General features: G+C 64.4%; 23 protein-coding genes and 1 other RNA gene. 10 read left to right on the top strand and 14 right to left on the bottom strand.

The genetic code is table 11. The annotated features are described in order from the left end of the window. Positions 1-39: 39 nt before the first annotated feature. Positions 40-639, top strand: a complete 600-nt coding sequence (wrbA, locus tag WG908_RS07065; RefSeq protein ID WP_340185864.1) for an NAD(P)H:quinone oxidoreductase — start codon at positions 40-42, stop codon at positions 637-639. 53 nt (positions 640-692) lie between these two features. Continuing rightward, positions 693-1046, top strand: a transfer-messenger RNA (tmRNA) gene (ssrA, locus tag WG908_RS07060). A 56-nt stretch (positions 1047-1102) separates the two neighbouring features. Here the strand turns inward: ssrA and WG908_RS07055 are convergent. Further along, positions 1103-1801: an ABC transporter ATP-binding protein gene (locus tag WG908_RS07055; RefSeq protein WP_340185863.1), complete on the bottom strand. Its 699-nt coding sequence runs from the start codon at positions 1799-1801 to the stop codon at positions 1103-1105. After that, positions 1794-3044 carry a lipoprotein-releasing ABC transporter permease subunit gene (locus WG908_RS07050; protein ID WP_340185862.1) on the bottom strand — a complete coding sequence of 417 codons (1251 nt, stop codon included), beginning with the start codon at positions 3042-3044 and terminating at the stop codon, positions 1794-1796. Before WG908_RS07050 ends, WG908_RS07055 begins: the two co-directional genes overlap by 8 nt. Before the next feature lie 461 nt (positions 3045-3505). Between WG908_RS07050 and WG908_RS07045 the strand changes: the two genes are divergently transcribed. Further along, complete coding sequence (locus tag WG908_RS07045) at positions 3506-3979, top strand: Hsp20 family protein (protein ID WP_340185861.1); 474 nt, start codon at positions 3506-3508, stop codon at positions 3977-3979. A 61-nt stretch (positions 3980-4040) separates the two neighbouring features. On the opposite strand, the gene WG908_RS07040 is transcribed toward WG908_RS07045, so the two are convergent. The 10 genes from WG908_RS07040 to ccmC all read right to left on the bottom strand — a co-directional run bounded on the left by WG908_RS07040 (position 4041) and on the right by ccmC (position 13030). Continuing rightward, complete coding sequence (locus tag WG908_RS07040) at positions 4041-5660, bottom strand: NAD(P)/FAD-dependent oxidoreductase (RefSeq protein ID WP_340185860.1); 1620 nt, start codon at positions 5658-5660, stop codon at positions 4041-4043. Between the two features lie 60 nt (positions 5661-5720). After that, positions 5721-6059: a PilZ domain-containing protein gene (locus WG908_RS07035; RefSeq protein ID WP_340185859.1), complete on the bottom strand. Its 339-nt coding sequence runs from the start codon at positions 6057-6059 to the stop codon at positions 5721-5723. A gap of 107 nt (positions 6060-6166) precedes the next feature. Next, complete coding sequence (locus WG908_RS07030) at positions 6167-8098, bottom strand: potassium transporter Kup (RefSeq protein ID WP_445326677.1); 1932 nt, start codon at positions 8096-8098, stop codon at positions 6167-6169. Positions 8099-8231: 133 nt separating this feature from the next. After that, entirely contained in the window at positions 8232-8873 is a 642-nt protein-coding gene (locus WG908_RS07025; RefSeq protein WP_340186062.1) for a tetratricopeptide repeat protein, read from the bottom strand. Further along, positions 8870-9277: a cytochrome c-type biogenesis protein gene (locus tag WG908_RS07020; RefSeq protein ID WP_340185858.1), complete on the bottom strand. Its 408-nt coding sequence runs from the start codon at positions 9275-9277 to the stop codon at positions 8870-8872. Before WG908_RS07020 ends, WG908_RS07025 begins: the two co-directional genes overlap by 4 nt. Continuing rightward, positions 9274-9801, bottom strand: a complete 528-nt coding sequence (locus WG908_RS07015) for a redoxin family protein (protein ID WP_340185857.1) — start codon at positions 9799-9801, stop codon at positions 9274-9276. Before WG908_RS07015 ends, WG908_RS07020 begins: the two co-directional genes overlap by 4 nt. After that, entirely contained in the window at positions 9798-11729 is a 1932-nt protein-coding gene (locus tag WG908_RS07010; protein ID WP_340185856.1) for a heme lyase CcmF/NrfE family subunit, read from the bottom strand. Before WG908_RS07010 ends, WG908_RS07015 begins: the two co-directional genes overlap by 4 nt. Continuing rightward, positions 11726-12172 (bottom strand): cytochrome c maturation protein CcmE, encoded by a 447-nt coding sequence (ccmE, locus tag WG908_RS07005; protein ID WP_340185855.1) that lies wholly within the window; start codon positions 12170-12172, stop codon positions 11726-11728. Before ccmE ends, WG908_RS07010 begins: the two co-directional genes overlap by 4 nt. Then, positions 12169-12303, bottom strand: coding sequence for a hypothetical protein (locus tag WG908_RS07000; RefSeq protein WP_340185854.1), 135 nt, complete (start codon positions 12301-12303; stop codon positions 12169-12171). The genes ccmE and WG908_RS07000 overlap by 4 nt, the downstream gene beginning before the upstream one ends. A 4-nt stretch (positions 12304-12307) precedes the next feature. Continuing rightward, the gene (gene ccmC / locus WG908_RS06995) at positions 12308-13030 is read right to left on the bottom strand and encodes a heme ABC transporter permease CcmC (protein WP_340185853.1); all 723 of its coding nucleotides are present in this window, start codon (positions 13028-13030) and stop codon (positions 12308-12310) included. A 201-nt stretch (positions 13031-13231) separates the two neighbouring features. Between ccmC and purF the strand changes: the two genes are divergently transcribed. Further along, positions 13232-14692, top strand: coding sequence for an amidophosphoribosyltransferase (gene purF, locus WG908_RS06990; RefSeq protein ID WP_340186061.1), 1461 nt, complete (start codon positions 13232-13234; stop codon positions 14690-14692). Positions 14693-14782: 90 nt separating this feature from the next. Further along, a complete protein-coding gene (locus WG908_RS06985; protein WP_340185852.1) occupies positions 14783-15493 on the top strand; it encodes an SDR family NAD(P)-dependent oxidoreductase in 711 nt (236 codons plus the stop codon). Here WG908_RS06985 and WG908_RS06980 read toward each other — a convergent pair. After that, positions 15490-16758: a class I SAM-dependent methyltransferase gene (locus WG908_RS06980; protein WP_340186060.1), complete on the bottom strand. Its 1269-nt coding sequence runs from the start codon at positions 16756-16758 to the stop codon at positions 15490-15492. The two genes, WG908_RS06985 and WG908_RS06980, sit on opposite strands and share 4 nt — an antisense overlap. Positions 16759-16794: 36 nt before the next feature. Beyond that, positions 16795-18171, bottom strand: coding sequence for a cryptochrome/photolyase family protein (locus WG908_RS06975; RefSeq protein WP_340185851.1), 1377 nt, complete (start codon positions 18169-18171; stop codon positions 16795-16797). A gap of 170 nt (positions 18172-18341) precedes the next feature. On the opposite strand from WG908_RS06975, the gene WG908_RS06970 reads away from it, so the two are divergent. From WG908_RS06970 to WG908_RS06950, 5 genes are all read left to right on the top strand, one after another. Beyond that, positions 18342-18818, top strand: coding sequence for an RNA pyrophosphohydrolase (locus tag WG908_RS06970; RefSeq protein WP_340185850.1), 477 nt, complete (start codon positions 18342-18344; stop codon positions 18816-18818). 105 nt (positions 18819-18923) lie between these two features. Then, positions 18924-19838: a DUF481 domain-containing protein gene (locus WG908_RS06965; protein WP_340185849.1), complete on the top strand. Its 915-nt coding sequence runs from the start codon at positions 18924-18926 to the stop codon at positions 19836-19838. A gap of 59 nt (positions 19839-19897) precedes the next feature. Next, the gene (locus tag WG908_RS06960) at positions 19898-21121 is read left to right on the top strand and encodes a hydrolase (protein ID WP_340185848.1); all 1224 of its coding nucleotides are present in this window, start codon (positions 19898-19900) and stop codon (positions 21119-21121) included. Next, positions 21118-22137 (top strand): arginine N-succinyltransferase, encoded by a 1020-nt coding sequence (gene astA, locus WG908_RS06955; RefSeq protein ID WP_340185847.1) that lies wholly within the window; start codon positions 21118-21120, stop codon positions 22135-22137. Before WG908_RS06960 ends, astA begins: the two co-directional genes overlap by 4 nt. Then, on the top strand, positions 22134-23393 hold the full coding sequence (locus WG908_RS06950) for an N-succinylarginine dihydrolase (RefSeq protein ID WP_340185846.1): 1260 nt from the start codon (positions 22134-22136) through the stop codon (positions 23391-23393). Before astA ends, WG908_RS06950 begins: the two co-directional genes overlap by 4 nt. The last annotated feature ends 4 nt before the right edge of the window (positions 23394-23397 follow it).

Here is a 23397-nt window from a genome sequence, read left to right as displayed (position 1 = left end):
GGCGCGGGCGGCACCCGTTCCCCATATAGGAGACATGACATGACGAAGATTCTGGTCCTCTATTATTCGTCCTACGGACATATCGAATCCATGGCGCAGGCCATGGCGGAAGGCGCGCGATCGACCGGCGCGACCGTCGACATCAAGCGCGTGCCGGAAACGGCGCCTCTCGAAGTGGCGCAAAAGGCGCATTTCAAGCTCGATCAGAAGGCCCCCATCGCCGCCGTCGCGGAACTGGCCGATTATGACGCGATCATCATCGGCACCGGCACGCGCTTTGGCCGGATGTCGAGCCAGATGGCGGCGTTTCTCGACCAGGCCGGCGGCCTGTGGGCGCGCGGCGCGCTCAATGGCAAGATTGGCGGCGCCTTCACATCGACCGCCAGCCAGCATGGCGGTCAGGAAACGACGCTGTTTTCGATCATAACCAACCTGTTGCATTTCGGCATGACGATCGTCGGGCTGGACTATGGCTTTGCCGGCCAGTCGGGCGTCGACAAGGTGCGCGGCGGATCCCCCTATGGCGCGACCACGCTGGCCGACAGCGATGGCAGCCGCCAGCCGGCGCAAGAAGAACTGGACGGCGCGCGCTATCAGGGTCGTCGGATCGCGCAGGTCGCGATCAAGGTTCACGGCTGACGCGCGCACCATGGCGAAGGCGCGGCGTGAACGCTTCCCGGCGACATGGCGCAACGCTTGAAAACATCGTCCGCGTGCGCCATATGCATGGTGCCGGGTTCGCCCGGCTATGGTGATAAATGATGTCGTGTAATAGACGCAGCGGACCCGGGGGCAGTACCCGGCGGCTCCACCACAAGCCCCGGCGGCAGCGATGCGGACGGGGCCTTTGACGGGGCCGAACTAGGATCGACGTGTGTTCAAAGGCGATGTTTTTACCCGGCCCGAGTAAGCCGTGAAACTGTTCAAAACACGTAAGTGCCAACGATAACGAAGCACTCGCCATTGCAGCGTAACCAAGGGCCTCACGGCCTGAAGTTACTCTAAAATAGCGCGGTCGGACCCACCGGGCAACAGAAGGGATTCCAGCGGCCTCCGGGGGGGCCGGGCAACAGAACCTCCCGGACCTTCTCCACTGCGCGTGTCACTGCTCTCGAATGGTGGCTGAGGCTTGCTCAAGCACGCCTTCGTGCAGGCGGACGACACGGTCCATCTTTGCCGCCAGCCGTTCATTGTGCGTTGCGACCAGCGCCGCCGAACCTTCGTCGCGCACCAGCCGCAGGAATTCGGCGAGCACGACGTCGGCGGTTCGCTCATCCAGATTGCCGGTGGGTTCGTCGGCCAGCACCAGCGCGGGGCGATTGGCGAGCGCGCGGGCCACGGCGACGCGCTGCTGCTCGCCACCCGAAAGCTGGCTGGGGCGATGATCCAGGCGATGACCTAGCCCAAGCGACGTCAGCAACAATTGCGCGCGCGCGCGCGATGCTTCCATCGTCGCGTCACGGATCACCTGCGGTAGGATCACATTTTCGGTCGCGTTGAAATCGGGCAACAGATGGTGGAACTGATAGACGAAGCCGAGCGCCTCGCGGCGCAGGCGGGTGCGGCCGTCATTGTCGAGCCGGGCGGCTTCCTCGCCCTCGATCATGATCGACCCTTCAAAGCCGCCTTCGAGCAAGCCGACAGCTTGCAGCAGGGTCGACTTGCCCGAGCCGGATGGGCCGAGCAACGCGACGATCTCTCCCCGCCCGACCGTCAGGTTGACCCCGCGCAGCACGTCGATGGTGACGCCGCCCTGGGTAAAGCTGCGCGCCAGCCCGCTGACCTTCAAAACCTCATTCATAGCGCAGCACCTGGACAGGATCGGTATTGGCGGCCTTGAAGGCCGGATAAAGGGTGGCAAGGAAGCTGAACACCAGCGCCATGACGCATATGGTGACGATTTCGACCGGGTCGGGCTTTGAAGGCAGTTCGGTCAGGAACCGGATCGACGGGTCCCACAGATTCTGGCCGGTGAGGAACTGGATGACGTTCACGATGCCCTGGCGGAAGAAGAGGAAGGTGAACCCCAGCACCATGCCCGCGACCATGCCGAGCGTGCCGATCGACACGCCCACGGTCATGAATATCTTGACCAGCCCGCCGCGCGACGCGCCCATCGTGCGCAGGATCGCGATGTCGCGGGTCTTGGCGCGCACCAGCATGATGAGCGAGGAGAGGATGTTGAACACCGCGACCAGGACGATGATCGACAGGACGACGAACATCGCCACCCGCTCCACCGCCAGCGCTTCGAACAGCGACGCGTTCATTTGCCGCCAGTCGGTGACGACAGCGCGGCCGGCGACCTTGGCGGCAAGCGGCTGGAGGATGTCGCCCACCCTGTCGGCGTCCACCGTCTCGACCTCGATCATGCTGACGATATCGCCGAGCAGCAACAGCGTCTGGGCATCCTCCATCGGCATGACGACGAACGCCTTGTCATAATCATAGACGCCGACCTCGAAGATCGCCGCGACCTGATAGCTGACTTCGCGCGGCACCGTGCCAAAGGGCGTCGCGCGCCCTGCGGGATTGATGATCGAAATGCTGTCGCCCAGCCTGATGCCGAGATTTTCCGCGAGCCGGACGCCGAGGCCGACTTTGCCGCCATTGGCGGTCAGGTCGTTCAGGCTGCCCGCGACGACCTTGCCCTTGAGCGTCGGGTTGGCGCGGATGTCGGAAACGGTCATGCCGCGCACCAGCACCGCTTCCACCCGCCCCTTGTAGTTGGCCAGCAGCGGCTGTTCTATCAACGGGGTCGCGCTGGTGACTCCCGGCGTCGCCTTGGCCTGCCGCAGCACGTCGCGCCATTCGGGCAAACGCCCGCCATAGCCCTGCACCACCGCATGACCGTTCAGCCCCACGATCTTGTCGAACAGTTCGGCGCGAAAGCCGTTCATCACGCTCATCACGATGATGAGCGCGGCGACTCCCAGCATCACGGCGGCCAGGCTGATCCCCGCCACCAGAAAGATGAACCCCTCCCCCTTGCCGGGCAGAAGGTAGCGCTTGGCGATCATGCGTTCGTAGCGCGTGAGAATCATGGACGGTCGAAAGCCTCTCATCAGCGAAGGAGACTGCTCTAGCAGGGCGGTCCATAACGGCAAGCGGGCAGGATTGTTGCTTTGACGACACAGCGCGCGCATCAAAATGGCGCAGGCCCCGAGTTAGGTCGTGACAGCGAGCCGCTGCGGTCATAGCAAGACAATCGAAACACAGGCAAAAGGCCGTGGTTCAGGGAACACCGCTTCCCGTTTCGAGCTTAGGGGGCTGAGAAACGGTAGAGGCGGTACCAAGGGGGAGACGAGCAATCGTCCATGAGTGCCCGGGGCGCGGACATCGCGACCCGGGCACTTTTCCTTGTGCGCGACGCACGGTTTTGCCCTCTTGAACTCCCGAACAATCGAACCATATCAACGCTGTCCGGCCGCCTGATGGGGTCGGACGATCATGTTGCCGGATGCCGTTTCGGGTCCGGCAGGTTCATTTTGCTCATTGGGAGATTATGACAATGCGTGGTTTTGACCTTACCCCCTATCGCCGCTCCACCGTCGGCTTCGATCGTCTGTTCGACCTGATCGAAAACAATGCCAGGGTGAACCAGGGCGACAATTACCCGCCGTTCAATATCGAGCGCCTTTCGGAAGACCGGTATCGCGTCACCTTGGCCGTCGCCGGCTTCCGCAGCGACGAAATCGACATCACGGCACAGCAGAACCTGCTGCAGGTGGTCGGCCGCAAGGAAGATGTGAACGGCACGGACCCCTCGAAATATCTGCATGTCGGCATCGCCAACCGCAGCTTCGAACGTCGGTTCGAGCTGGCCGATTTCGTTCGTGTGGAAAAGGCGGACCTGGCCGATGGCCTGCTGGTCATCGACCTGCTGCGCGAAGTGCCCGAAGCGATGAAGCCCAAGAAGATCGCGATCAACGGCGGTCAACTTGTCGACATCACCGCGCAGGATCGCGACGCGGCATGATCGCCTGAAGCGATGGACGTGTCGAACAATGGGGTGCGGCGGTTATCCGCCGCGCCCTTTTTCATGCCAACAGGCTTGACGCCACCGCTTCGGCGACCTTGATGCCGTCGATCCCGGCCGACAGGATGCCGCCGGCATAACCCGCGCCTTCGCCCGCCGGAAACAGGCCGCGCGTGTTGATGCTCTGAAAATCGGCCCCGCGCGTGATCCGCACCGGCGACGACGTGCGTGTCTCCACCCCGGTCATGGTCGCGTCGGGATGGTCGTAATTGGCGATCTGGCGGCCGAACACCGGCAGCGCCTCACGCATCGCTTCCACCGCGAAGTCCGGCAGCAGCGATGCGAGATCGGTCGGTCGAACGCCAGGCTTGTAGGATGGCTGAACCTCTCCGAACGCCGTCGATGGCCGGCCGGCCAGGAAATCGCCCACGCGCTGGCCCGGCGCGTCATAATTGGCGCCGCCCGCGACATAGGCCGCCGCCTCCAGCCGCTCTTGCAGGTCGATGCCGGCAAGCGGATGGCCGGGATAGTCGCGGTCGGGATCTATCCCCACCACCAGGCCGGAATTGGCGTTGAATTCGGCACGCGAATATTGGCTCATGCCATTGGTGACCACGCGCCCTTCCTCCGATGTCGCCGCGACCACGCGCCCGCCGGGACACATGCAAAAGCTGTAGACGGTACGGCCGTTGGCGCAGTGGTGCGACAGGCTGTAGGCGGCCGCGCCGAGATCGGGATGACCCGCGCAGGGGCCAAAGCGCGCCCGATCGATCCAGCTTTGCGGATGTTCGATCCGCACGCCGATGGAAAAGGGCTTGGCCTCCATATGGACGCCGCGATCGTGCAAGGTGCGGAAGCTGTCGCGGGCGCTATGTCCCAGGGCAAGGACCACATGGCTTGCCTCGATATAATCGCCGTCATGGAGATGCAGCCCGCGCAAGGCGCGCTCGCCATCCGGGCCGGTTGCGATGTCGAAATCCTCGACCCGATGGCCAAAGCGATATTCGCCGCCCAGCGATTCGATCGTCGCGCGCATCGATTCGACCATGGTGACCAGGCGAAAGGTGCCGATATGCGGATGCGCTTCGGTCAATATCTCCGGCGGCGCGCCGGCGGTGACGAACTCCGTCAGCACCTTGCGGCCCAGAAAGCGCGGGTCCTTGATCTGGCTGTAGAGCTTGCCGTCGGAAAAGGTGCCCGCCCCGCCCTCGCCGAACTGGACATTGGATTGAGGGTTCAGCACCGAACGACGCCACAGGCCCCAGGTATCCTTGGTCCGTTCGCGCACCACCTTGCCGCGCTCGACGATGATCGGCCGAAAACCCATCTGGGCGAGCAGCAGGCCGGCAAACAGGCCGCACGGCCCCGCGCCGATCACGACCGGGCGCGGGCCGGCCCAGCCTTCAGGCGCGCGCATGACGAAGCGATAGCTTGTATCGGGCGCAGCGCGCACATCGCTGCGCCCGGCAAAACGGGCGAGCACCGACGCCTCTTGGCGAACCGTGACGTCCACCGAATAGACCATCAGGATCGCCGTCTTGCGCCGCGCATCATGCGCGCGGCGGACGATCGTGAAGTCCGTCACATCCTCGGGCGCGACGGCAAGGCGAGCGATGATTGCATTTCTGAGCGCATCGGCGGGATGGTCGATCGGCAATTTGATTTCGGACAGGCGCAGCATGGTCCCGCGTCTAGGCCAGAACCATCCGCCGCGCCACCCGCCGTGCGGGTGGGCAACGGCCTATCGCTGCACGATCCTGCGCATCGGGACGGGATCGCGCGTTTTGATCGGACGCTCGGTGATGACGCTCAGCGGTTCGACCGCCCGATTGAACAGCACCCCGCACCGGTCAGGCCCCGTCCAGATTGCCGTGCCGACGATTTCCAGCCCTTCTGCGATGACCGATACGCGCGACCCGACCGTCGGCAGGCATTTGCAATGCAGCAACGCGCCGTACATCGATATATTCTGGATGGTCGCCGGGTGGCTCATCCCGTCCCAGAGCAAGCGGCTCTGAATCAATGTGATGTACCGGGGATTGTTCCGCTGATCCGGCTTCTCTCTCAACTGCTGGTACATCATTGTCTCCTGATGCCGCCCACAGACAATTTCCCCGAAAATTTCTTACGGGTTCGTAATGAATATGGTTAGCGATACGCTATGGATAGCGGGACATCATGACCGGCTCAGATTTCGACCTGGCTGCCCAGCTCGACGACGCGATTGGTCGGCAGGCGGAAGAATTCCATCGCGCTTTCGGCGTTGCGCAGCATCCAGGCGAATATCTTCTCCCGCCAGACCGGCATCCCAGGCTTGGCCGATGGCAGCAATGTCTGACGCGCCAGAAAGAAGCTGGTATCCATCATCGTGAAAGCCTGCCCGCACTGGGTGATATTCTTCAGCGCGGCCGGAACGTCCGGCTCCTGCATGAAACCATATTGAAGGACGAGGCGGAAGAAGCCCCGGCCCAGATCCTCAAGCTTGCAACGACCATCGTCGTCGACCACCGGCACATCCTTGATCTTGACCGTCAGCAGGATGACGCGCTCGTGCAGCACCTTGTTATGCTTGAGGTTGTGCAGCAGCGCATGGGGCACGCCGTCGGCGGCCGATGTCATGAACACCGCCGTGCCACTGACACGAACCGCGCTGTTGGCGGCCGACGCGACGAATACGGGGATCGGCATGGCCGCCTCGCGCAGCCGGTCCTGCATGAGCTTGCGCCCGCGCGACCATGTCGTCAGCAGGGTGAAGATGACGAAGCCGATGAGCAGCGGGAACCAGCCGCCGTCGGGAACCTTGGTCAGGTTGGCGGCGAGATAGGCTCCATCGACCAGATAGAACAGCGTCAGCAGCGGTGCGGCATAATACCATTTCCACTTCCACAGCCGGTAGAGAACCACCGTCAGCAGCACATTGTCGATGAACATCGCGCCTGTGACGGCGATGCCGTAGGCGGCGGTCAGGTTCGACGATGTCTGGAACACCAGCACCAGCAGGATCACCATGACCATCAACCCCCAGTTGATAAGGGGAATGTAGATCTGGCCGGCGGTCGAGGCGCTGGTATGGGCGATCCGCAGGCGCGGCATGAAACCCAGTTGTATCGCCTGCTGCGTGACGGAGAAGGCGCCCGATATCACCGCTTGCGACGCAATGATGGCCGCCAGCGTGGCCAGGCCGACGAGCGGAAGTTGCGCCCATTGGGGCGCGAGGTTGTAGAAGGGGCTTTGCAGCGCCGCCGCGCCCTCTCGGAACAGCAGCGCGCCCTGCCCCATATAGTTGAGCATCAGCGCGGGCAGGACAAAAGCGAGCCACGACACGCGGATCGGGCTGCGGCCGAAATGGCCCATATCGGCATAGAGCGCCTCTGCGCCGGTCACCGCCAGCACGACCGACCCCAGCGCCAGGAAAGCGGGCAGCGGATCGGTAACGAAGAACATCACCGCCCAATAGGGGTTCAAGGCGTACAGAATACCCGGAGTCTGCGCGATGGAGAGGACGCCCAGCGACGAAATGGTAACAAAATAGAGCAGCATGATCGGGCCGAAGAGGGTGGCGACCCGATTGGTGCCCAATCCCTGGATCCAGAACAGGCCAAGCAGGATGATGATCGCCGCCGGCAGGATGGCGGGCGCGAAATCGGGGTTGTAAACCGCAAGCCCCTCGACCGCCGAAAGCACCGACACCGCCGGCGTGATCATCGAATCGCCATAGAAAAGCGCGGTCGCGAACACCCCCAGCAGGATGATTCCGCTCGACCATCGCTGGGTCTTGGTGCTGCCGTTGATCAGCGCCAGCAGCGCCAGGCTGCCGCCCTCGCCCTTATTGTCCGCGCGCATGATGATCGACACATATTTGAGCGTCACGACCAGCATCATCGACCAGAACATCAGGCTGATGACGCCCAATATATGATCGGCGTCCAGCGTCAGCGGATGGTGACCGGCAAAGGTTTCGCGAAAGGCATAAAGCGGGCTGGTGCCGATATCGCCAAAGACGATGCCGATCGCCCCGACGACGAGCTTGAGCGTCGCCTTCTGCCGGCCATGGCCGTGCGCGCTGTTTTCGTCGTCGGCATGAGCGCCCGGCTTGCCGCTGATAAACGCATCAGCCACGGGATAGGAACACTAAGGTCATGACGGATGAATATCCAGTTTCTTGGCTATCCCCGGTCTTCCGGGCGACCCTTGATGGCCGCGCCCTATCATGGTGACGGACGCTTCGCAATCGCGGTAAGCGGCGGGCCGGTCAGGGAACAACGGGATCATTTCCTGCCAGCATCGCATCGATCCGCCGGATATTCTGTTCCAGTTCGGCGCGAATTTCGCTGTCCCTGGGCGCACGGGCCGCGAGTGGCGCCCATAGTGCGCGGGCGCGAGCGACCTCGCCCGATCGGGCCAGCGCCAGACCGTAGAAATAGGGGGCGGCAGGCGCCGTGGGATCGAGCTGGATCGCGCGGCGATAGGCATAGTCGGCCCCCGGCGAAACGATGCCGCCGCCATGCGCGACCAGCGCATTGCCAAGGCCTAGCCAGAGATTGGGATCGTTGGGCGTCTGCCGCAGGCCCGATTGCAGGATGTTGGCCGCTTCCCTGGTCTTGCCCTGCCGACCGAGCGCGTCGGACATCATCAACCATTGGCCGGCCGGGCCGAAACGCTCTGCGATGGCGCGACGACGCTCGGCCATCCCCTCGTCGAACGGCTGGTCTTCCTTCGCTGTCCGGCGGGGTTCTCCCGCCAGCGAGGGCTGGCCCTGCCAGGCATAGCCAGCCAGGCCAAGCAGCAGGGCGGCGGCGGTCATCTCCCACGTCGCGCGCGGTATCCGGCCAACAAACGCCAATGCGGCCAGGATGGTGACGCAAAGGCCCAGCGCAATGATCCAGCCCATCAGCGCTCCTTCCGCTTCAATCGCCCGCGCACCAACAGCCCGCCAAGCAGCAGCAGCAGCACGGGCGCCGCCCACAGCGGCCACAGGATCGGCGCAGCGGTGGGTTCATAGCTGACCCAGTCGCCATAGCGTTCGATCAACCAGGCGCGGATGGCTTCGGGCCGTTCGCCCGCCATGATCCGCTCGCGAATCTGTGAACGCATGTCGCCGGCCATGCTGGCATTGCTGTCGGCGATGGACTGGCTCTGGCAGGTCAGGCAGCGGATGGTCAGCATCAGGTCGCGCGCCTGCCGTTCCAGCGCCGGGTCGGCGATCTGGCGGTCGGCATAGGGCGCGGGCGGCAACGCCGTCTGCGCCGCGAGCGGAGCCGCGACGAACAGCAGGATCAGCGAAAGCAGCTTCGTCATCGCGCTTCCTCCAGCTTTTGCAGGATAAGGGGCACGTCGTCGGCGCGGATGTCGCCGATATGCTGGTGGGTGATGCGGCCCTGGCCGTCGATCACGAAGGTTTCGGGGACACCCGAGGAGCCAAGCGCGATCTGGACGCTGCTGCGCGCGTCCAGGCCGATGCGCGCGTAGGGATTGCCCCAGCGCTTGAGGAATGCGTCGACGTCGGGCCGGGCATCGCGGATGGCGATTGCATCGATCCGCGCCCCGGCCCGGCTGAGCGCCATCAACTGCGGCGCTTCGGCGGCGCACGGCACGCACCAGCTGGCGAAGATGTTGAGCAGCCGCGGCTGGCCGGTGGCGAACATCGCACTGGCCAGCGCGGGCCGGTCTGATGCGGCGGCGGGCAGGTCGAACGCCGGAAGCGGCTTGCCCACCAACTTCGACGTGATGATGCGATCATCGGGCTGTAGCAGGCCGCTGGCGAACAGCGCGAAAAAGCCCAGGAACAGCGCGAGCGGCAGCCAGATCAGCAGGCGCTTCATGCGTGCGCCCTCGCCGCGCGCCATTTGAGCAGCCAGCCGCGCCGCTCGCGACCGATCAGCGCCAACAGGCCGCCAAGCGCGATCAGGACGCCGCCAAGCCAGATGAACGTGACGAAGGGCTTCCACCAGATGCGGACCTGCCAGCGCCCGGCATCGGCTTCCTGCCCCAGCACGACATAAAGCTGTCCGTTCCAGCGGGTTAGCAGCGCGGCTTCGGTCGTCGTGGTCGGAGGGGAGGAAAAGAATCGCGATTGCGGATGAATGCGAATGGGCGCGCCATCGTCGCGGCTGACGGTCATGTCGGCCTGCAACGCGGTCCAGTTGTCGCCGGCCACCGGCATGATCTTGTCGAAGGCCAGCCGCCAGCGCGCCGTCTGAATGACGTCGCCGGGGCGCGCGGCCACCAGCTTTTCCACGGTGAAGGCCGAATCGGCGGCCATCCCGCCCAACGACACGGCGCAACCCAGATGCGCGATGACCATGCCATAGGTGAATAACGGGGTGCGAAGCAGGTTGCGCTTCCACAGCGGCGCGAGGCTGCCGACGCCGACCGCAAGGGCCACGACCAGGCCAAGAAACGGCAGGATGCCGATCCGTTCCCAGGCGAACACCGCCAGCGCGGACGTCACGGCAAGCGCCATCAGCGCCGGTACGATCAGCCGCCCGGCGACCAGCCTGGCCTTGTCCCGTCGCCAGCGGACCAGCGGACCCACCGCCATCGCCACCATCAGCGCCAGCGCGATCGGGCCGGCGATCCGGTCGAAATAGGGGGGGCCGACCGACACCTTGTGGCCAAAGGCTTCGGTCATCAGCGGGTAGAGCGTGCCGATCAGCACCAGGCCCAGAATGACCGAAAGCAGCAGATTGTTGACCACCAGCATGGTTTCGCGGCTGATCAGTTCGAACTGCGCGCCTTCGCGGACGCTGCCGACGCGCCATCCGAACAGCGCCAGCGCGCCGCCGATATAGAGCGCGAGCAGGCCGAGGATGAACGTCCCGCGCTCGGGATCGACGGCGAATGCGTGGACGCTGGTAAGGATGCCGGACCGCACCAGGAAGGTGCCGACCATCGACATGGAAAAGGCGACCACCGCCAGCATCACCGTCCAGGCGCGCAGCGAATCGCGGGTCGCCAGCACCGTTACGCTGTGCAGCAACGCGGTCGCCGCCAGCCACGGCATCAGCGAGGCGTTTTCCACCGGGTCCCAGAACCACCACCCGCCCCAGCCAAGCTCATAATAGGCCCAGTAGCTGCCGGCGGTGATGCCAAGGGTCAGCAGCACCCAGGCGGCCAGCACCCAGGGCCGCATCGCCCGCGCGAAGGCGGCATCGACATTGCGGGTGAGCAGCGCGCCGATCGCAAAGGAAAAGGCGACCGACAGGCCGACATAGCCCAGATATAATGTGGGCGGATGGAAGGCGAGTCCCGGATCCTGCAACAGCGGGTTGAGCCCCTGCCCGTCCGGCGGCGCTGGCGTCACGCGCGCGAACGGATTGGAAGCGAACAGCAGGAAGGCATAGAAGCCCAGGCTTATCGCCGCCTGCCCGCCGAGCGTCGCCATATGCGTGTCGCGGCGCAAATGGCGCTCGAACAAGGCCACGGCCGCGCCGGCAACGCCCATCACCGTCACCCACAGCAGCATCGACCCTTCATGATTGCCCCAGGTCCCGGCGAATTTGTAGAGCCAGGGCTTGGCCGAATGACTGCTGCTGGTGACCAGCAATACCGACATGTCCGATCGCAGGAACAAGGCGACGAGCGCGATGAAGGCGATGGCCGTCAGGACACCCTGTCCGACCGCGACCGGGCGAACCGCGTCGAGCAGGTCGCTTTTGCCCCCCGCAAGGCCAAGACCGGTCAGCGCCAGTTGCAACAGGGCGAGCGCGGCCGCGAGCCAGAGCGCGGCCAGACCTGCCTCGGCGATCATCGCTTCACCTTCATTTCGTGTGTCGCGGCGTCATAATCCAGCCCCTCCAGCTCGCGCGGCATGTAGCGTTCGTCATGCTTGGCGAGGAGGTTGGTCGCGACGAATGTGCCGGTGCGGTCGAACGCGCCTTCGGCCACGACACCCGACCCTTCCTTGAACAGGTCGGGCGCGATGCCGCTGAATCTCGCGGGCACGGCCGCCTTGCCGTCGGTGACGTCGAAGCCGATGGTCACGCCGTCGGCCGCGCGGCGGATGCTGCCTTTGACGACCATGCCGCCCAGCCGGATCGCCCTGCCCGCCTCGACCCCCTTGGCCTTGACGTCACCGGGCGCGTAGAAATAGGCGGCCTCGTCACGCAAGGCGGACGCCGCCAGCAGGCCCGCGCCGATCAGCGCCACGAGCGCCGCCAGCACCAGCGCCAGCCGTTGATGCTTGGCCTTCATGCCCGACCACCGCCCAGTTCACCCGCACGGCGCTCTGCGGCGCGCATCGCCCGATAGCTGGCGATGCTGACGATCGCGGTGCCGGACAATGCGATCGCATAGGCGACGATGACGAAGGACCACTGATTCATCGCCCTATCCCCGCGCCAGCCGCTGCAATCGCGCCTCGACCTTGGTCCGCGCCAATATTGTCCGCATCCGCATCAGCACGATCGCGCCGAACAGCAGGGAAAAGCCCAGCAGCGTCAGCCCAAGCGGCCACAACAGCGCCATGTCGATGCTGGAACCGCGCAATGTGATGCTTGGCCCCTGATGCAGGCTGTTCCACCATATCACCGAACGGTTGATGATGGGGATGTTGACCGCCCCCACCAGGCCAAAGATCGCCGTCGCCGGACTGATCCCGGCCTGGCCGTCGCGCGCGCTGGCATGGCCGAGCGCCATATAGCCGAAGTAAAGGAAGAACAGGACGAGCATCGACGTCATGCGGCCATCCCATTCCCACCATGTTCCCCAGGTCGGGCGTCCCCAGATCGATCCGGTGGCCAGGCATATCGCCGTGAACATCGCGCCGGGCGCCGCGATCGCGCGGCCCGCGACAGCCGCGAGCGGATGACGCCAGACCAGTTGCATCAGCGCGGCGATGGCAATGCCGGTCCACCCGCCCATCCCCAGCCATGCAGCGGGAACGTGAATATAGAGTATCCTGACCGTCTGGCCCTGAAGATAGTCGGCGGGCGTGAGAAACAGGCCGCAAGCGCATCCCGCGAGCAGCAGCGCCAGCCCCGGCCAGAACAGCCAGCCCGTCAGCGGCCTGGCAAGCTTTAGGAAGCGGGCGGGATTGGCGAAACGATGCATGGCGTTGGCTCTTTAGCCAAGCGCCGCGTGCAAGGCCAGCGGCGCTTTTGGGGGGATGCATTGTCGCGACTTCCCGCCTCAAAACGGGGCAGTAAGCGCTTTTTTGTTACAGGAGGGCGACAAAGCGTAACGAAGTCCCTATATGCGCCGCAGCACGCGCCGGGATCGGCGCACAGATCGGCAGTGGACCCGTTCAAGCTCATGCTCAGCACGAACCCTTTTGATGATGACAAGCTGCGTGAGGAATGCGGCGTTTTTGGTATCTCAGGCTATGAAACGGCCTCCGCCGTCGTGGCGCTGGGGCTGCACGCCTTGCAGCACCGCGGCCAGGAGGCGGCGGGAATCACCAGTTGGGACGGGCATGATTTCCATACCCACCGGGCGATGGGTCATGTTGCGGGCAATTTCGACCGCGACGATGTGATTCGCGGCCTGCCGGGCGAAGCGGCCTGCGGCCATGTTCGCTATTCGACCACCGGCGAAACATCGTTGCGCAACGTCCAGCCTCTCTATGCCGAACTGAATTCGGGCGGCTTTGCCGTCGCGCACAACGGCAATATCTCCAACGCGATGAAATTGCGCCGCGAGCTGATCCGGCGCGGATCGATCTTCCAGTCGACGTCCGACACCGAAGTCATCATCCATCTGGTCGCGACGTCCAGCTACCGCACATTGCTCGACAAGTTCATCGACGCGCTCAAGCGGGTCGAGGGCGCCTATTCGCTGATCGTGATGACGCCCGAAGGGATGATCGCCTGCCGCGATCCGCTCGGCATCCGCCCGCTGGTCATGGGCAAGCTGGGCGATGCGACGATTTTCGCGTCGGAAACCGTGGCGTTCGACGTTGTCGGCGCGGACTATGTCCGGTCGATCGATCCGGGCGAACTCGTGATCGTAACCAACAGCGGCGAAATCCGCTCCCATCGCCCGTTCGGCGACGTGTCGCCCCGCCCCTGCATTTTCGAGCATGTCTATTTCAGCCGGCCCGATTCGATCGTCGACGGTTCCAGCGTCTATTCGGTGCGCAAGGCTATCGGCGCGCAGCTCGCGGTCGAAAACCCGGTCGAGGCCGACTATGTCATTCCCGTCCCCGACAGCGGCGTACCGGCGGCGATCGGCTATGCGCAGGAATCGGGAATCCCGTTCGAACTGGGCATCATCCGCTCCCACTATATCGGCCGAACCTTCATCCAGCCGGGCGACAAGGTTCGCCACCTGGGCGTCAAGCTCAAGCACAACGCCAACCGCGCGCTGATCGAAGGCAAGAAGATCGTGCTAATCGACGATTCGATCGTGCGCGGCACCACCTCGCTCAAGATCGTGCAAATGATGCGCGAGGCGGGCGCGGCGGAGGTGCATATGCGGATCGCCAGCCCGCCGACCAGGCACAGCTGCTTCTATGGCGTCGATACGCCGGAGCGGACAAAGCTGCTGGCGCACCGTCTCGACATCGGCGGAATGCAGGATTTCATTCACGCCGACAGCCTGTCCTTCATCTCGATCGACGGCCTGTACAAGGCGCTGGGCGAAGCGAAACGCGCGGATATCCGGCCGCAATATTGCGACGCCTGCTTTACCGGCGACTATCCCACGACCCTGACCGACCAGGACGAGGCCGTGGTGCAGAACCAGTTCGAGCTTCTGGCGGAGCGAGTCGTCTGAACGCCTGCCGGTCGACCGCCTGGCAAGCCGAGCCTTTCTCCTTCTTGAAAATCTGGGTCCTCGTCATGGATGGGGACGAATGGGTGAAAAATGTCTGACCTCCCCCTCAGCGGCAAAGTCGCCCTTGTCACTGGCGCCAGTCGGGGCATCGGCGCCGCCACGGCGCGGGCATTGGGCGCGGCGGGCGCGCATGTCATCCTGACCGCACGCACCACCGGCGGCCTTGAAGCGGTGGAAGAACATATTCACGCGGCGGGCGGCAGCGCGACGATCGCGCCGCTCGACCTGATCGACGGCGAAAGTATCGGCCGTCTGGCGGCGGCGGTATCGGGGCGCTGGTCGGCGCTCGACTATCTCGTGCTGAATGCCGCGACGCTGGGTACGCTGGCATCGGTGCCGGCGATCGACGCGAAGGAATTTGCGCGCATGTTGATGCTCAACGTCGGCGCGCAACAGGCTTTGATCGCCGCGTTCGATCCGATGCTGCGCGCCAGCCGCGACGCGCGGGTCATTGCCATGACATCATCCGTAGGCGCCACGCCGCGCGCCTATTGGGGGGCCTATGGCGCGTCCAAGGCGGCGATGGAGATATTGGTCGCGGCCTATGGCGAAGAAATGAAGGCGATCTCCGCCATTCGCACCCACATCGTCGATCCCGGCGCGACTCGCACGGCGATGCGCGCGCGCGCCTATCCGGGCGAGGACCCGGCGACGCTCAAGACTCCCGAAACGGTTGCGCAGGCTATCGTGGATCTGGTCAAGAGCGATACACCCAGCGGTTACCGGTTGCAGGTCGGCTAAGCCCGGCGATCGGTTCGGCCGGATTTGACCAGAGTCACCTGGGCGACGTCGATGCCGCCGCCACGAAAGCCGCCTTCGCAATACATCAGATAGTAGCGCCAGAGCCGAACGAAGCGTTCGTCGAACTGGGGCGGAAGCAGCCCGCGGTCGATCGCCTGGTCGAAACGCTCGCGCCACCGGCGCAGCGTTGCGGCATAATCCAGGCCGAAACGATGAACGTCGCGCCATTCGAAGCCCTGGGCCTGCGCAATTGCGCGAAAGCGGCTTTCCGAAATCAGCATTCCACCGGGGAAAATATAGGTCTGGATAAAATCCGACGTCGCCGCATAGGATTCAAAGATCGCGTCGTCGATCAGTATATATTGGATCGCGGCGCGGCCGCCGGGCCTCAGCAGCCGATGAATTGCCGCCAGATAATCGGGCCAATAACGCTGTCCGACCGCCTCTACCATCTCGACGCTGGCGATGGCGTCATATTGACCGGTGGCGTCGCGATAATCGGTCAGGAGGATGCGGCCCCGGTCACCGATCCGCGCCTGGGCGAGTCGGGCTTGCTCGGTCGAAAGGGTAAGGGCGTCATAGGCGATCTGATGTCGGGCAAGCGCCTGTTCGGCCAAGCCGCCCCAGCCGCAGCCGATTTCCAGCAAGCTGTCGCCGTCCTTTAGGCACAGCCGGTCGAGAACAGCGTCGACCTTGCGCGCCTGCGCTTCTTCCAATGCTTCATCAGTAGCAATGAACAAGGCACTGGAATAATGTAGATTCTCGTCCAGCCACAGGCGATAGAAATCATTGCCAAGATCATAGTGGAAGGCGATGTTGCGGCGTGATCCGGTGCGACTGTTCCGGCGCAGCCAGTGAAGCGCCCTGCCAAGCCAGCGGATCGGGCCGGATGGGCGGGCAGCATTCCCCAGCGCCGCGGCGTTGGCCATGAACAGGGCAAACAGCGGGACAGGATCGGGGCTTGACCATTCTCCCGCCGCCCAGGCGCGATACCAGCCCGCCGATCCGCCGGTTCCCAGCCTGAGCATCGCGTTCCAGCCATGCAGCGTCACGTCGCAGACCGGCCCTGGCGCCCGGCCGCCCAGGATCCGGTAGCTGCCGTCAGGCAATGTGGCGTTGAGCGTGCCGCATTCCAGCCCCGTATCGATCCGGTCGAGCAGCGCGTGAAAGCGCCGACCGATCGTCGAGGCCAGCACGCCAGCGGCGCGCGAGCGACTATGTCTGCGCGCCTTGAGCGGCGGATGGCGGGGATCGACGGCATTCATGACGTCATCACTGCCCGATGCCGACGATGGCATCAATCACCCTTTGATGTCCGCATAGGCCGCGAGCGCCCGCGCCCGCGCCTCACGATGGCCGATGATCTTTGCGGGATAGGCCGCCGGGCGCACGCCATGGTCGTCGGGATCGTGAATGGTGCGATCATCGAGGTGCGCGAGTTCGGGGACCCACGCCCGGATATAGCCGGCGGCGTCGAACTTGGGCGACTGGGTGAGCGGCGCCATGATCCGGGTGAACAGGTTGGCGTCGATTCCGCTGCCTGCGACCCACTGCCAATTGACGCTGTTATTGGCATAGTCGGCATCGATCAGCGTGTCCCAGAACCAGCGCGCGCCATGCCGCCAATCGATCAGGAGATGCTTGATCAGGAAACTGGCGGCGATCATGCGGACCCGGTTATGCATCCATCCCGTCGCCCAGAGCTGGCGCATCCCGGCATCGACGATCGGATAGCCCGTGCGCCCCCGCTTCCAGGCGGCAAAATCACGCCGCGCCGAACGAAGATCGCGCCAGGGCAAGGCATCGAAGGCCAAATGCCCATTCTCCGATCCATAGGCCGGCAACTGGACGATGACGTTGTGCGCATAATCGCGCCATGCCAGTTCCTTGAGGAAAGTCGTCGCATCGCCGGGGGCGTTGGCGATCTGGTGCCAGACATGGGCCGGCGACACTTCACCGAAATGCAGATGCGGCGACAGGCGCGACGTTCCCTCGACCGAAGGCAGGTTGCGCGCGATGTCATAGTCCGCCGCCTCGTCGTGGAAAGCCGCGACACGCGCCCGCGCGCCCGCCTCGCCTGGCGTCCAGTCCTCATCGAACCTGGCGGCCCAATCGGGCGCGGTCGGCAACAATTTCCATTGCGCCAGCCTGTCGCTGTCAGGCCACTGCGCCGGCGCATCGATCCGGCCCGGCTCGGCAAGCGGCGCGGGCGGCGGCATCTGGTCGCGCAGCGCGCGCCAGAAGGGCGTATAGATGCGGTAAAGTCCACCCGCCCCGGTGCGGACCCGCCCCGGATCCAACAGCAGGGCGCCATCATAAAGACGAAGGTCGACCACCTTACCGACCGCCTTCTCGACATTGCGCCACCATGGCTCATAATGGCGCAGCGCATGAACCTTCCGCGCGCCGCTCTCCTGCGCCAGCGCCTTGAGCACATCCGCACTCTTGCCCCGCCGCAAAATGAGGCGCGACCCCTTCGCGCGCAGGCTGGCGTCCAGGCTGACGAGGCTGTGATGCAGCCACCAGCGCGACGCGCCACCTATCGCCCACTGGCGCGGCGCTTCATCGTCCAGGATATAGGCCGGGATCACCGCCCCTTGCGCCGCGGCGGCAACCAGAGCGGCTTGGTCGGACAGGCGCAGATCCTGGCGAAACCAGAGGAGGACGGGAGCGGACATCGCACAGGCAATGCCCCGAGCCGACATCCGTTCCAAGCGTCATTTTAGAACGGTCGCCAACACGGGATAGTGGACGCGAGCCATGCCGCCATCTATCGTCGCATCGCGCCGTCGTTGCGGCGCTGGTTCCGTTAGCGTTTCTTCAGGTTTTACAGGTTTAACAGGCGAACATGCCGGACAATAGCAATTTGCCCTATCGACCATGCGTCGGCGTCATGCTGGTGAACATGGACGGAAAGATCTTCGTCGGTCAGCGCATCGATAACAAGGTTGAAGCCTGGCAGATGCCCCAAGGCGGCATCGACGAAGGCGAGGATCCGCGCACTGCGGCGCTGCGCGAACTGGGCGAGGAAACCGGCATTGCACCTGAACATGTCGAGATCATCGGCAAGAGCAAAGACGAGCATTTCTACGATTTGCCCGACGAACTGGTCGGGCGATTGTGGGGCGGCAAATATCGTGGCCAGCGGCAGACCTGGTATCTTGCCCGTTTCATCGGTGCCGACACGAATATCGACATCAAGACCCGCCATCCCGAGTTTCGCGACTGGAAATGGACCGCACCCGAAACGCTGCCTGAACTGATCGTGCCGTTCAAGAAGAAGCTGTATCGCGACATTTTGCAGGAATTTCGCAACCTGATCTGACCGCCCGCGATGGCCCCACCCCGAAAGCGCAACGGTGCAACGACAATGGCGGGGCACCGACGCTTTAGGGGTTAAAATCATGTGACGCATAGGTATGAGAAAGCCATGCGCTGCCCGATATGTCCGCCCCTCGCCTTTCTCGCGCTTGTGCTGCCCGTCCCGGCGCTGGCCAACGAGCCGCCATTGCTGCCGCCGGCAGTGCGGGAAATGCTGGAAGCGTCAATCGCCAACGGCAACGAAGCCGATATCGCGACGGTCGCCAAGATTGCGCGCCAGACCAATCCGGGGTCGGCCGACGAGATAAACCGGATGGTCGCAAGCTGGAAGGACCGAACGCGCAAGACCCGTGAAGCGGTGATCCGCGAAGCTGGCTTTGCCGACCTGTGGCGCGGGCGGATCGAGGCCGGCGGCTTCCGTTCGACCGGATCGACCAGCGAGCTGGGGCTGAGCGGCAGCCTCAACATCAAGCGTACCGGCATCCAGTGGAGCCATGAACTGTCCGCCGTGGCCGATTATCGCCGCGCCAATGGGTTTGTGTCGCGCGACCGCTATCTGGCGAGCTACCAGCCGCGCTACCAGTTCGACCCTCGCGGGTTCGCCTATGGCCTCGTTCAGTTCGAACGCGACCGGTCGATCGGGTACGACGCGCGCTATACCGCCTCGGCGGGCGTCGGTTACAAGCTGATCGTCAGCAAGCCGGTCGACCTTCAGGTCGATATCGGGCCGTCGCTGCGCCATGCCGATTATGTGCTGGACGTCAGCGAGACCAAGCTGGGTGCGCGCGGTTCTATGGACCTGACCTGGCGGATATCGCCGACGCTGACCTTTCGCCAGACGGCGTCGGGCTATGCCGAAAGCGATGTTTACAGCATGACCGCGCTTTCGGCGCTCGAAACCAAGGTCAGCAATCGCTGGGCGGTGCGCCTGTCCTATAACGTGCAATATGAATCCGAAACGCTGCTGACGGCGGGTCGCGATCTGGATACGCTTAGCCGGGTGACGCTGACCTACGATTTTTGAGGAAACCTGTCGAATGGCGCGGGGTGGAGCGTCGGTCCCAGCTCTGATAGACCGTCCTCATGAACGCGATTTCGTCCGCCGAACGGTCGGTACTGGAACAGGCAGCGGCTCTGCCGATGCTGGAGCAAGTGCTCGCCTGGTCACAGGTGAACAGCGGATCGCGCAATTTGACCGGCCTTGCCGTCATGGCGGCGCATCTAGCCGATGCCTTTTCGAATCTCCCCGGCGATATCGCCCTGGTCGAGCCATCGCCGGTCGAGGTCGTTGGCGCGGACGGGCGGATCGAACCGCTGGTGCTGGGCCGTCATTTGCAGCTGTCGGTGCGCCCCAAGGCGGCGCGGCGGATATTGCTGACGGGACATATGGATACGGTATTCGCGGCCGATCACCCGTTTCAGCATTGCCGCCGGATCGACGACCGTACGCTCAACGGCCCCGGCGTCGCCGACATGAAAGGCGGAATTGCGCTGATGCTGGCCGCGCTGTCCGCCTTCGAAGCCTGGCCGGGCGCGGCGGCGCTGGGCTATGATGTCATCATCAACAGCGACGAGGAAATCGGCAGCCCCTCGTCGGCGCCCTTGCTGCGCGAACGATCGGCAGGCAAGATCGCCGCGCTGACCTATGAGCCCGCGCTGCCCGACGGCACGCTGGCGGGCGGGCGTGGCGGAAGTGGCAATTTCTCGCTGGTGGTGACGGGGCGCAGCGCCCATGCGGGGCGCAATCCGCAGGATGGTCGCAACGCGCTACTCGCCGCCGCCGATCTGGCGCTGCGCCTCAAGGCGGGGGAGCGTCCGGGGCTAAGCTGCAATCCGGCCAAGATCGACGGCGGCGGACCGAACAATATCGTGCCTGACCACGCGCTGCTGCGAGTCAACTTTCGTCCGCTCACGACGACGGACCAAGCCACCGCGCTGGCGTTGATCGATCGCAGCGTCGTTGGCGTCATGCGTGATCACGACGTCGCGATCCATGTCCATGGTGGCTTCGGACGGCCGCCCAAGCCCATGGACGCGAAGGCGCAGCGACTTTTTGCGCTGGTGCAGCGATGCGGCGCGGACCTTGGGTTGCCAATCGCCTGGCGCGATACCGGCGGAGTGTGCGATGGCAACAATATCGCGGCCTGCGGCGTCCCGGTGGTCGATACCATGGGCGCGCGCGGGGGCGACATTCACAGCGCAGGCGAATTTCTGCTGACCGACAGCCTGCCCGAGCGGGCGCAGTTGTCGGCGCTGACGCTGATGCGGATCGCGCAAGGGCAGTTTGACGGGGAGAAGGCGGCGTGAGTTTCCTGATGCGCACGGCGCGGCCCGACGATCTTCAGACGCTGTATGAAATGGCGAAGCTGACCGGTGGAGGTTTTACCAATCTGCCGCCCGATCGCACATCGCTCGCCGCCAAGCTGGAACGGACCGCCGCGGCGCTGGCGCGGCAGGCAGAGGGCATCGAGGACGAGTTGATAGTCATGGTGCTGGAGAATAGGCAGACGGGGCAGGTCCGCGGCACCTGCCAGATATTCAGCACGGTGGGGCAGAGTTCCCCCTTTTATTCCTATCGCCTCGGCATGCTGACCCAACATAGCCGCGAACTGGCACGAACATTTCGCGCGCAGATGCTGTCGCTGACCACGGATCTGGAAGGATCGACCGAAGTAGGCGGCCTGTTCCTTCACCCGCGCGAGCGAGCCGAGGGGCTGGGGCTGCTGCTGGCGCGCAGCCGCTACCTCTATATCCGCAACCACCGGGCGCGATTTGGCGACCGCATTATCGCCGAACTGCGCGGGGTGATCGACGAAGCCGGGGGATCGCCCTTCTGGGATGGCCTGGCCGGGCGCTTTTTCGGCATGAATTTTCAGGAAGCGGACGAATTCAATGCCGTGAATGGCAACCAGTTCATCGCTGACCTGATGCCCAAGACGCCGATCTATACCGCGATGCTGACCGAACATGCGCGCAGCGTCATCGGCATGCCTCATCCCAATGGCCGGGCGGCGATGCGGATGCTGGAAACCGAGGGTTTCGCCAATCCGGGCTATGTCGATATTTTCGACGGCGGACCGACACTGGTCGGGCAAATCGATGAACTGAAGACGATCGCCCGCGCGCGCGACGTGACGCTGGCCGGAACGCATGAGGGCGGCGGCGACAAGATGCTGGTGGCGACGGGCAGGCTGGCAGATTATCGCTGTGCCTATGGCTCTGTCCGCGAGGATGGGGACGGCGCGGTGTCGCTGGATGCGGGCTGTGCGGCGCTGCTGGGACTGGCGCCTGGCGCCACGATCACGATGGCGGACCGGGCATGAGCGTACGCGAAATCAATTTCGACGGGATCGTCGGGCCGAGCCATAATTATGCGGGGCTGAGTCTGGGCAACCTTGCCTCGGCCAGCAATGCGGGCGCGGTGTCGCATCCGCGCGCGGCAGCCTTGCAAGGGCTGGAAAAGATGCGGAACAATGTCCGGCTTGGTCTGGTCCAGGGGATTTTCCTGCCGCAGTGGCGTCCCGATGCGGCCTGGCTGGGATCGCTGGGAACGAGCGTGTCGGATGCCGAACCGCATATCCGCGCGGCGGCGATGTCGGCATCCTCCATGTGGGCGGCGAACGCGGCGACAGTATCTCCCGCCGTCGACACCGCCGACGGGCTGACGCATCTGACGGTCGCCAACCTGGTGACGATGCCGCATCGCAGCCATGAATGGCCGCAGACGCTGGCGCAGTTGCAGTTCGCCTTTTCCGCGCGCAGCGCCTTTGCCGTGCACGGCCCGGTGCCCCCGCCCTTTGGCGACGAAGGCGCGGCCAACCATATGCGGCTGACCGACCATCATGGCGCGCCGGGTATCGAGATATTCGTGTATGGCGAAGCGGGCGGGCCGTTTCCCGCGCGCCAGCATATCGAAGCGAGCAAGGCGGTCGCACGCATCCACCGCCTGGATCCCGCGCGCACGCTGTTCGTCAGGCAGAGCGAGGCCGCGATCGCGGCGGGTGCGTTTCACAATGACGTCGTCGCGGTCGCGAACGAGCGGGTGCTGTTCGCGCATGAGCAGGCTTTTGCGGACAAGGATGGCTTTTACGAGCGGTTGCGGGCGCTGTTGCCGTGCGTGGAGATCGTCGAGGTGCCGGCAAGTGCGGTGTCTCTGGCCGACGCGATCCGGTCTTACCTGTTCAATGCCCAGTTGGTGACGCTGCCGGAGGGCGATATGGCGCTGGTTCTGCCCAGCGAAGCGCAGGACATAGTGCCGGTGCGGCGTTGGTTGGAAGCGATGGTGGCGAGCAATGGCCCCATCCGGCGGCTGGTGCCGGTCGACGTGCGCCAATCGATGGCCAATGGCGGCGGCCCCGCCTGCCTTCGGTTGCGCGTCGTCGCCGATCCGGCCGATGTCGATCCGCGATTTCTGGTGGACGAAGCAAAGCTCGACGGCATTGCCGACATCGTTGCGCACTATTGGCCCGAAACAATCGCTCCTGTGGACCTGCATGACACAAGATTGATCGCGCGGATCGAACAATCATGGTTAACGCTTGTTGACCATCTGGGTCTTTCGGGCGATTTAGGTCCCTAGCGGC

This window comes from Sphingobium anseongense, from assembly GCF_037725245.1.
GTDB lineage: Bacteria > Pseudomonadota > Alphaproteobacteria > Sphingomonadales > Sphingomonadaceae > Sphingobium.
Note: the sequence above shows the minus strand (reverse complement) of the source record. Positions and strands in the feature narration are given on the sequence as shown.

Excerpts from the sequence above, each read along its gene's own strand:
- WG908_RS06960 (WP_340185848.1), top strand. The coding sequence starts at position 19,898 with ATGAACGCGATTTCGTCCGCCGAACGGTCGGTACTGGAACAGGCAGCG.
- WG908_RS06975 (WP_340185851.1), bottom strand. The coding sequence starts at position 18,171 with ATGTCCGCTCCCGTCCTCCTCTGGTTTCGCCAGGATCTGCGCCTGTCC.
- purF (WP_340186061.1), top strand. The coding sequence starts at position 13,232 with ATGCTCAGCACGAACCCTTTTGATGATGACAAGCTGCGTGAGGAATGC.
- WG908_RS06980 (WP_340186060.1), bottom strand. The coding sequence starts at position 16,758 with ATGAATGCCGTCGATCCCCGCCATCCGCCGCTCAAGGCGCGCAGACAT.
- WG908_RS07000 (WP_340185854.1), bottom strand. The coding sequence starts at position 12,303 with ATGAATCAGTGGTCCTTCGTCATCGTCGCCTATGCGATCGCATTGTCC.
- WG908_RS07055 (WP_340185863.1), bottom strand. The coding sequence starts at position 1,801 with ATGAATGAGGTTTTGAAGGTCAGCGGGCTGGCGCGCAGCTTTACCCAG.
- WG908_RS07040 (WP_340185860.1), bottom strand. The coding sequence starts at position 5,660 with ATGCTGCGCCTGTCCGAAATCAAATTGCCGATCGACCATCCCGCCGAT.
- WG908_RS07050 (WP_340185862.1), bottom strand. The coding sequence starts at position 3,044 with ATGATTCTCACGCGCTACGAACGCATGATCGCCAAGCGCTACCTTCTG.
- WG908_RS07020 (WP_340185858.1), bottom strand. The coding sequence starts at position 9,277 with ATGACGAAGCTGCTTTCGCTGATCCTGCTGTTCGTCGCGGCTCCGCTC.
- ccmC (WP_340185853.1), bottom strand. The coding sequence starts at position 13,030 with ATGCATCGTTTCGCCAATCCCGCCCGCTTCCTAAAGCTTGCCAGGCCG.
- WG908_RS06985 (WP_340185852.1), top strand. The coding sequence starts at position 14,783 with ATGTCTGACCTCCCCCTCAGCGGCAAAGTCGCCCTTGTCACTGGCGCC.
- WG908_RS07035 (WP_340185859.1), bottom strand. The coding sequence starts at position 6,059 with ATGTACCAGCAGTTGAGAGAGAAGCCGGATCAGCGGAACAATCCCCGG.
- WG908_RS07015 (WP_340185857.1), bottom strand. The coding sequence starts at position 9,801 with ATGAAGCGCCTGCTGATCTGGCTGCCGCTCGCGCTGTTCCTGGGCTTT.
- WG908_RS06950 (WP_340185846.1), top strand. The coding sequence starts at position 22,134 with ATGAGCGTACGCGAAATCAATTTCGACGGGATCGTCGGGCCGAGCCAT.
- wrbA (WP_340185864.1), top strand. The coding sequence starts at position 40 with ATGACGAAGATTCTGGTCCTCTATTATTCGTCCTACGGACATATCGAA.
- WG908_RS07045 (WP_340185861.1), top strand. The coding sequence starts at position 3,506 with ATGACAATGCGTGGTTTTGACCTTACCCCCTATCGCCGCTCCACCGTC.
- ccmE (WP_340185855.1), bottom strand. The coding sequence starts at position 12,172 with ATGAAGGCCAAGCATCAACGGCTGGCGCTGGTGCTGGCGGCGCTCGTG.
- WG908_RS07010 (WP_340185856.1), bottom strand. The coding sequence starts at position 11,729 with ATGATCGCCGAGGCAGGTCTGGCCGCGCTCTGGCTCGCGGCCGCGCTC.
- WG908_RS06970 (WP_340185850.1), top strand. The coding sequence starts at position 18,342 with ATGCCGGACAATAGCAATTTGCCCTATCGACCATGCGTCGGCGTCATG.
- WG908_RS06965 (WP_340185849.1), top strand. The coding sequence starts at position 18,924 with ATGCGCTGCCCGATATGTCCGCCCCTCGCCTTTCTCGCGCTTGTGCTG.